The 3,549-nt window shown below is 42.3% G+C and carries 3 protein-coding genes and 1 pseudogene; all 4 read right to left on the bottom strand.

Annotated elements, in window-relative coordinates:
- Nucleotides 1-115 precede the first annotated feature (115 nt).
- Nucleotides 116-2,161, bottom strand: coding sequence for a DEAD/DEAH box helicase (locus ACO1D1_RS05225; RefSeq protein WP_423335206.1), 2,046 nt, complete (start codon nt 2,159-2,161; stop codon nt 116-118).
- Nucleotides 2,162-2,288: 127 nt separating this feature from the next.
- Nucleotides 2,289-2,489 carry a helix-turn-helix domain-containing protein gene (locus ACO1D1_RS05220; protein ID WP_149870326.1) on the bottom strand — a complete coding sequence of 67 codons (201 nt, stop codon included), beginning with the start codon at nt 2,487-2,489 and terminating at the stop codon, nt 2,289-2,291.
- A 28-nt stretch (nt 2,490-2,517) separates the two neighbouring features.
- Entirely contained in the window at nt 2,518-3,165 is a 648-nt protein-coding gene (gene deoC, locus ACO1D1_RS05215; RefSeq protein ID WP_223821003.1) for a deoxyribose-phosphate aldolase, read from the bottom strand.
- A 170-nt stretch (nt 3,166-3,335) separates the two neighbouring features.
- Nucleotides 3,336-3,488, bottom strand: a pseudogene (locus tag ACO1D1_RS05210) (EutN/CcmL family microcompartment protein); the annotation flags it as partial.
- Between the last annotated feature and the right edge of the window lie 61 nt (nt 3,489-3,549).

Below are 3,549 nucleotides of genomic sequence, written 5' to 3'. Positions count from 1 at the left end.
TGTTTTGTACTTGGTTGGTTGTGCAGCCCAATCAGCCGCACCAAACCCGACGACCTAAACGCGTTCGCATTTATCGTGAAACGCTTTCGCGGTTTCGTCGCCGCTTCATTCTGCTTTAGAAATAACCATTAAACTTACTTGTTTCCCCTCGATTGCGGAGTGTGTTTTTCCATTCACGCGACAGTGAGGCATGCGCTGGAATAGAAATAACAATCGATGACATGGCAGCCTCGATATCCTGAAAAACACTTTCTACCTTACGTGCATGCATCCATTGCAATTTTGGGTGCTGGTGTTGAATCCACCTGCCGATCTGTCCTATATCTACAGTTTGGCGGTGCCCCACTTGATGCTCCACAAGTTGTCTAAGTGTTTTTCCATTATATATATGCTTACGAATAAATGACTGATTACTGACATGAATGAACTTCCCTCTTGTCCTTGTAATCGCTACGTTGATCAACCGTTCGCTATCCTTGCCTATTAATAACATTCCTGCACGAATCTGAGGCTCGCTGTCAACAGTGTCAAACACCATGACATCCCGTTCACTGCCTTGGAATCGATGAACAGTTGCCGCAATAATATCGGCTGTGGCACATTCGGCTGCATATAAATCAGCTAATAAAAGCTCCATTACATTTGCTTGAGCACGATAGGGGGTAACATACCCAATTGATCGCAGGCCATTCACGTATGATTCATGAATCAGTTGGAACGATAATAATGCCTGCCAAAAATTCATTCGTGAATGAGAAGAGCGCTCTGTTATACAATAGGCACCGGTAAAACTCGTATCCACCAGAACAGATGCTCTGTCAGGAAAAGGGGCTTTTTTGACAATCGTATTTCTGCTTGTACCAACACTTTCATGATCACCAACATGTGAATCATAGATGAATTGATTGGTAAATGCAGAAATATCGGGATGCATTCTCCGTTGTTCTTTTAATAACAATAAATGGGGATGGAGTTCACCGCGCTCAACCCACTTTACAATGCCTGCACGATGAAAAATATCCTCTTTTAACCACAACGTAACAAGAGAATCTCTAGAAGACGCGATTGGCGGCAATTGCTTAAAATCACCGCAGATGATTACACGTTTTCCGAGTGTAGCAGCGAAGGCAGCCTGAGGTACATAAGCCATACTCGCTTCATCTAGAATAACAACATCATATTCCTTTTCATAAATCGCAGGATCACTTGCGGCTTTTGCCAGTGTTGTCCCAACTACAAATGCATCCTTCACAAATTGAATTTCCTTTTGGCGAATCTTTTCAAGAATTTTGGCTATTCTCATTTCAAGTTCCAACAAATGATCGGTGTCCCTTTTACTAAAAGAACGGACTAGATCCTGCTTGAGATGTCGTCTTTCCTCTATTAATTTTTCTTTATCCTCAGCAAGATGCGGGTCAACCTTTTGGAGGAGCTGACTCGTGGTAATCGCTTCGTGGGCTGCGAGGAGTTCCCCAGTATTTAAACCATAGCGAAGGACATCCCCTTCTCGATAGCGTCCTTTCTTTTCTATAAAAGATGAAATTTCACTAATTAAGACATCAACGGCTTGATTACTATGTGATAAGATTAATACTCGTTTTTCTTGAAAATATTTATTTGCGGCTGCCCGGGCTAGTGTATAGGTTTTTCCCGTCCCAGGCGGTCCCCAAACAAAGGTAACAGGATTATATTTTGAGCGCAAAACTAATTCGTGTACATTACTTTTACTTTTTTCAGCCGGATGCTTCGCAGGCATCGAGGGGTCCATTAATTTTTTTACTCGCAAACGTTTCTGTTTGGTTTTTTTGATGTCATCCAATCGTTGGATCAGTTGTTCCAGCAGTTCCCATGGATCGTGAAATAAAAAGGCTTCTGAGATTAAATCTCCAAATGATTGCTCAAGGGCAATGATCACGCTTTTGCCTTCAGATGAGAGGGCATGTCCGGTTTGCTTTAAACCACCCCATTCAAGGCGTATTGATGATCCTACAGGGATTCGTAATGAATAGGAGGTATCAAAATAATAGGTAAACGAATCATCACTCGATAATAATCTCCCATTAGAGACGATGAATTTGTTACTGCCGTACTTTTTTAAATAGGATATTTCATTTTGAAGGGCCTGCTGCCATTCTTTGATGTATGTTATTGTACTTGTCATGAATCTCTTCCTTTAATTTAAAAAATGCTCATCCTTGATCGACTTACTGATTGTCCAATCATATCATTTAAGGAAAAAATGAAAAAGCACCCGTTTCAAATTAGAACGGATGCCTGGGTGGGACTATTTATATGGAAACGTCTCCAACTGAGAAGGTACAATTTAACACATCTGAAATTCTGGCCAAGGTTGATACCTGTACATCTAACTCGCCTTCTTCAATCGCTGCAATTGTTTCAGCATGCAGTCCTGAAAGGAAAGCAAGTGTTTCTATTTCCATTTCACGGTTTACTCTTATTTTCTTCAATTGATGTCCAATATTGTTCATTAGAAGCACCCCTCATATGGAATAAAAATTAATAACCGGTACCTTGTCCGCCCGTTATGATAGCAATACTTGAGCTTGCGCCAATTCTGGTCGCACCTGCTTGGATCAGCTTTCTGGCAGTATCTAAATCTCGTACACAAGCAGATGCTTTCACGCCCATATCAGGGCCGACCGCCTCGCGCATTAACTTGATGTCTTCAGGTGTCGCGCAGCCAGGGCCAAAACCGGTTGAAGTTTTCACGAAATCGGCACCGGCCATTTTCGCTAAAATACAAGCCTTTTTCTTTTCTTCGATTTCAAGAAGGCCGGTTTCGATAATGACCTTAACAGGTGCGTGGCCTTTGGCTGCTAAAACAACCCCTTCAATGTCTTTTTTCACGGTGTCAAAGTCACCGGATTTAAGTGCACCAACATTTATGACCATATCGATTTCTGTTGCACCATTTGCAATTGCGTCACGTGTTTCAGCTGATTTCACAAACGTGCTTGTTGCTCCTAACGGAAAGCCGACAACCGTGGTAACACCTACGCCAGATCCTTCCAGTTCTTTAGCAGCAGTCTGTACCCAGTATGGATTCACACACACGGTTGCGAATTTATGTTCTTTTGCTTCTTCACAAAGCTTGATGATTTGCTCTTTAGATGCCTCTGGCTTTAAAAGTGTATGATCGATCATTCGAGCAACGGACGGGCCCGTGATAATGGCGGTCGCTGGTCCTTCTTTATACGTTACGTTTCCAGAAGGTTTAACCTCCTTCAACGCTTCCTTATTTGTTAATTGCTGCATGATTTGATTTGTAATTTGTTCTACTAATGCTTCAATTTGCACCCTTATTCACCTCACCCTTAATGTAGTCGATCAACGATTCCGGCAATGACGGCATCAAAAGAACCAGTTGGATCTTCTAAAATGTCCTTGGCCGATCCGCCTTCTTCCAAAACCAGTACATAATCACCAACTCCAGCCTGAAAGCGGTCAAAGGCAATCATGGCTTCACCGCATTCGTTCCCTCTGCATCAACAGGGATCACAACCATTAGCTTTTTATTATAAATCATTG

The sequence above is a fragment of the Neobacillus sp. 19 genome (assembly GCF_049463095.1).
Lineage (GTDB): Bacteria > Bacillota > Bacilli > Bacillales > Cytobacillaceae > Neobacillus.
Note: the sequence above shows the minus strand (reverse complement) of the source record. Positions and strands in the feature narration are given on the sequence as shown.